Raw genomic sequence first — 4,431 nt, 5'->3', positions numbered from 1 at the left:
CGCGCGCCGCCCAGCTCATTCCGCGCTCGATCATCGTGCGCGTCTGGGGCACGTCGAAGTCGCTCAACTGGTGCCCGAGCGTGCACACGAAGACCCGCCCGTCGCCCCAGCGGCGGGTCCAGGTGACCGGCATCGTCACGGGCTCGGGCCACGGGTCGCCGTCGTCGGCCGGGATGGTCGTGGTGGCCAGCACGTCGTTCAGCGGGTCGCTGAGCAGCCAATACTGTTCGGTCTCGACGCGGAAGTCGGTCAGCCCGGCGACGATCGGGTGGTCCGGGGCGGTGCCGCCGACCTGGACCGAGTGCCGGACGAACCCGTCGGCGTGCCACACGAACCGCCCGCCGACCATGCGCAGGTACCGGGCGTTGGTGGCGAACGTGGCGATGATGCCGCCGTGCCAGCCCGCGAAGCCGGTCCCGGCCTGCACCGCGTCCACCAGTCCGCGTTCCTGCTCGGGGGTCAGGGTGCCCATCGACCAGCACTGCACGATCAGGTCGAACCCCGCGAGGAAGTCGGCGTCGGCGTACACCTCGAGGGATTCCGCGATCTCGACCGCGAACCCCGCCGCGCGCAGGTACCCGAGGTGGGCCTCGGTGCACTCGCGCGGGCTGTGCCCCGCCCAGCCGCCGCGGACCACCAGGGCCCTGCGCGGCTGGCTCATCGCCGGTACGGCCGCCATCGTCAGAACTCCGTGTGCCCGAGCTCCGGGCCGCTCACGAACGAGGCCCGGGCCAGCGCCCGGCCATGCAGCTCGAGGACGACGATCTCGTTGCCGGACGTGGTGAGCAGCGGGCCGGGAACGTACATCGTCCGGGTCGGCCCGGCGCTCCAGAACCGGCCCAGGTTGAACCCGTTGACCCAGACCACGCCCTTGCCCCAGCCGGCCGTGGACAGGAAGTGATCGGCGCCCGGCGTCGTGGCGAAGGTGCCGTGCAGCAGGACCGGACCGGCGGCCGGGCGGTCGGGCGGGACCGGGTCGGCGGCGCGCACCGCCGTGTGCAGCAGGTCCAGGTCGAGGGGGAGCAGCTGCCAGTCGGTGAGCTCGCGGACCGCAGTCCGGGCCGGGCCTATCAGGCCCTTCGGCTCGCCCAGGCGCGGGCCGTAGTCCACCCGTCCCTGGTCCTCGACGAGCAGGTCGAGCGTGCCGCCACGGCCCGGCGGCAGGGCGATCGCGGTGTCTCCCTGGCTGCGGTCGAGCACACCGACGGGAGCGCCGTCGAGGTAGACGAGCGCGCGGTCGCGCACCTGGGCGAACGTGACCACGCCGTCGTCGGGCCGCACGTGGGTCCGGTACAGGGTGAAGCCGCTGTATTGGCCGACGTCGTCCGTGCTCGGCAGGTGGGTGCGGCGCGTCCAGTCCGCGGCGCCGAGCTGGTCGATGGCGGCCCAGAGCGACCGGCGGCGGGTCAGGTCGACCGTGAGCGCGGGGGCGGGGGCGGCGGGCGCCGGGACGTCGTCGGGCACCGGGGCGTGGCGGGCGATCACCTCGCGCATCGCGAAGTACTTCGCGGTCGGCTCACCGCTCTCGGACAGCGGGGCGTCGTAGTCGTACGACGTCGTGATGGGCGCGTAGGTGCCCTTGTCGTTGGCCCCGTTGGTGAAGCCGAAGTTCGTGCCGCCGTGGAACATGTAGAGGTTGACCGACGCGCCCGAGGCGAGCAGGTCGTCGAGGTCGGCCGCCGTCTCCGCGGGCGTCGTGGTGTGGTGGTGGCCGCCCCAGCTGTCGAACCAGCCGTTCCAGTACTCGGCGCACATCAGCGGACCGGTCGGCTGGTGCGCGCGCAGGGTGGCGAGCCGTTCGAGGCTGCGCGAGCCGAACGTCGCGGTCTTGTGCAGCTCGGGCAGCCCGCCCTGGCTGAGCATGGCGTCCGTCGGCTGGTCGCAGGTGAACAGGGGCACCGTGATGCCGCCGGCCCGGGTGAGCTCGACGAGGGTCCGCAGGTAGTCCTGGTCACAGCCGTACGCGCCGTACTCGTTCTCGATCTGCACCGCGAGCACGCAGCCGCCGCCGGTGACCTGCCGGGGCTTGAGCAGCGGCAGCAGATGGTCGAAGTACCGCGTGATGGCCGGTATGAAGAGCGGTTCGTCGCGGCGGATCCCGACCGAAGGGTCGGCGAACAGCCACGCGGGCAGGCCGCCGTTGTCCCACTCCGCGCAGATGTACGGTCCCGGGCGGACCAGCGCGTGCAGCCCCTCGGCGGCGACGAGGTCCAGGAAGCGGCCGAGGTCGCGCGGGCCGTCGGTATCGAACCGGTCCGCGGTCGGCGCGTGGAAGTTCCAGGCGACGTAGGTCTCGACGGTGTTCAGCCCCATGAGCCGGGCCTTGTGCAGGCGATCCGCCCAGAGGTCCGGGTGGATCCGGAAGTAGTGCAGCGCGCCGGAGATGATCTGGAACGGCTCGCCGTCCAGCAGGAAGTCCCGTTCGCCGATCTCGAAGCTGGACATCGTGATTCCGTGCTCGCTCTCGTGGGGCGCATCCGGAGGGGACGCCGTGGGAACCCTGGTTGTGTCTGTTTGCGCAAACATTCGAAGGTCGAGCATAGCCGGGTACAGGGTCGCGGGTGCGCGGTCGGGCTTCGGGTGGACGGCGGCGGGTTTCGGAAGGATGTGCGCGTCCTACGAGCCAAACGTTCCGATTCTTCGGAGTCGACCCGCCGCCTGCGAAGACGTGCCCCAGGTTTGGGAAGGATGTGTGCGCGCCGCGAGCCAAACGTTCCGATTCTTCGGAGTCGGCCGGGAGTCATCGGGGGATCGAGCCTCGGTTCGACGACGGCGTCGGCGCGTTGGGTGCGTGGTGGAGCTTCGGGTGGCTCGGCGGCTGGTGCGCTCGGGCTTCGGGTGAGACGGTCGCGGGATCCTTGACCGTGCGGATCCCGCCCACGTGATAACGCAAACATCGCCCGGTTACGATGGCCCGATGACACCTGACCGTGCGCCCGGGGTGCCGACCGTCGGGTCACTCGCCGCGGGCCGGCCACGATCGGCGCCGTCCATCGCCGACGTCGCGGCCCTCGCCGGCGTGTCCGCCCAGACCGTGTCCCGCGTCTCGACCGGGCATGCGAGCGTGCGGCCCCAGACGCGTCAGCGCGTGGTCGACGCCATGGAGCAGATCGGCTACTCGCCGAACAGCGCGGCGCGCGCGCTCAAGTACGGAAGCTTCTCGACGATCGGCGTGATCGCGCACCGGCTCGCCCGGACCGGGGAGAGCCGCACGGTCGAGGCGGTCGTCGAGGCCGCGCGCACCCAGGGATACACGGTCAGCCTGGTCGATCTGGACAGCCCGTCGTCGGACGACATGACCGCCGCGGTCACCCGGCTGAGCCATCAGGCCATCGACGGACTGATCATCATCCGGGCCGAGACGGGCAGCCCGGAGAACCTCGTCCTGCCGCCACGCCTGCCCGTCGTGGTCTCGGACTCGCGCTTCGTCGGGCACCATCCGGCGGTGGCGACCGACCAGGCCGACGGCACCCGGCAGGCGATCGAGCACCTGCTCGGGCTGGGCCACCGAACCGTTCACCACGTCGCCGGCCCGGAGGGATCCTCGCCCGCGCGGCAGCGGATCGAGGCGTGGCAGCACGCCCTCGCGGCGGCCGGTCGGTCGGTGCCGGAACCGCTGATCGGGAACTGGGACGCCAAGTCCGGATACGAGTGCGGGCAGCGGATCGCGCTCGACCGCGAGATCACGGCGGTCTTCTGCGGGAACGACCAGATGGCGCTGGGCGTGAATCGGGCCCTGTACGAGCGCGGGCTGACGGTTCCGGGTGACGTCTCGGTGGTCGGCTTCGACAACATCCCCGAGTCGGAGTACTTCTGGCCGCCCCTGACCACGGTCTCCCAGGACTTCCACCTGATCGGCGAGCGGCTCGTCGACCTCCTGGTGCGCCAGATCCGCGACGAGGCGGTGCTGACCGATTCGCGCACGCTGCTCCCGGTGCAGCTGGTCGTGCGGGCCAGCACGGGAGCGCCGCGGAACTGAGCTTGGGGGTTCAGTTCGGCCCCGCCGGCTTGGCCCCGCTCCCCGGCCCCGGCCCCGCTCGACACCGAGCCTGGCTCGTCGCGAATGGCTTCGCGATCGCTCAGTGCACCGCTCGGTGCATCGAACGTGCACCTCTGGCGCACTTTGGCTGCACGGAGAGCTGCACTGAGCCCGTCGGGGAGCCGTCGCCGATCGCTCGTCGCCGATCGCCGACCTCGAGCCCGACTCCGAGCGCGGACCTCGACTCGCGCCAGGCGACCGACGTCGAGCCCGCCGCCGAGGGCCGGCGTCGACCGACGCGCTGCTGATCGGTGACAGCGGACACGAGAAACTTCCCGGAGGCGGCCAAATAGTTGCCCGGTGGCGGACATGAAAGTTGCCCGCTGGCGGTCATGAGATCTGCCCGACACGACGTTCGTTGCCTCGCCGCTTGCGGCGGTTGAGGCCCCTCC

General features: G+C 71.5%; 3 protein-coding genes. 1 reads left to right on the top strand and 2 read right to left on the bottom strand.

Features of this window, described 5'->3' with window-relative positions; genetic code table 11:
* Both VIM26_RS25385 and VIM26_RS25380 read right to left on the bottom strand, forming a co-directional pair.
* Nucleotides 1-679, bottom strand: a 679-nt coding sequence (locus tag VIM26_RS25385; protein WP_331956114.1) for a ThuA domain-containing protein, incomplete at its 3' end; no start/stop codon positions are given.
* 2 nt (nucleotides 680-681) lie between these two features.
* Nucleotides 682-2,445 carry a beta-galactosidase family protein gene (locus VIM26_RS25380; RefSeq protein ID WP_331956113.1) on the bottom strand — a complete coding sequence of 588 codons (1,764 nt, stop codon included), beginning with the start codon at nucleotides 2,443-2,445 and terminating at the stop codon, nucleotides 682-684.
* A 472-nt stretch (nucleotides 2,446-2,917) separates the two neighbouring features.
* Here VIM26_RS25380 and VIM26_RS25375 point away from each other — a divergent pair, with 472 nt between their 5' ends.
* Nucleotides 2,918-3,979: a LacI family DNA-binding transcriptional regulator gene (locus VIM26_RS25375; RefSeq protein WP_331956112.1), complete on the top strand. Its 1,062-nt coding sequence runs from the start codon at nucleotides 2,918-2,920 to the stop codon at nucleotides 3,977-3,979.
* The last annotated feature ends 452 nt before the right edge of the window (nucleotides 3,980-4,431 follow it).

It is taken from the genome of Pengzhenrongella sp. (assembly GCF_036565025.1).
Classification (GTDB): domain Bacteria; phylum Actinomycetota; class Actinomycetes; order Actinomycetales; family Cellulomonadaceae; genus Pengzhenrongella.
This window is presented reverse-complemented; position numbering and strand designations above follow the sequence as displayed.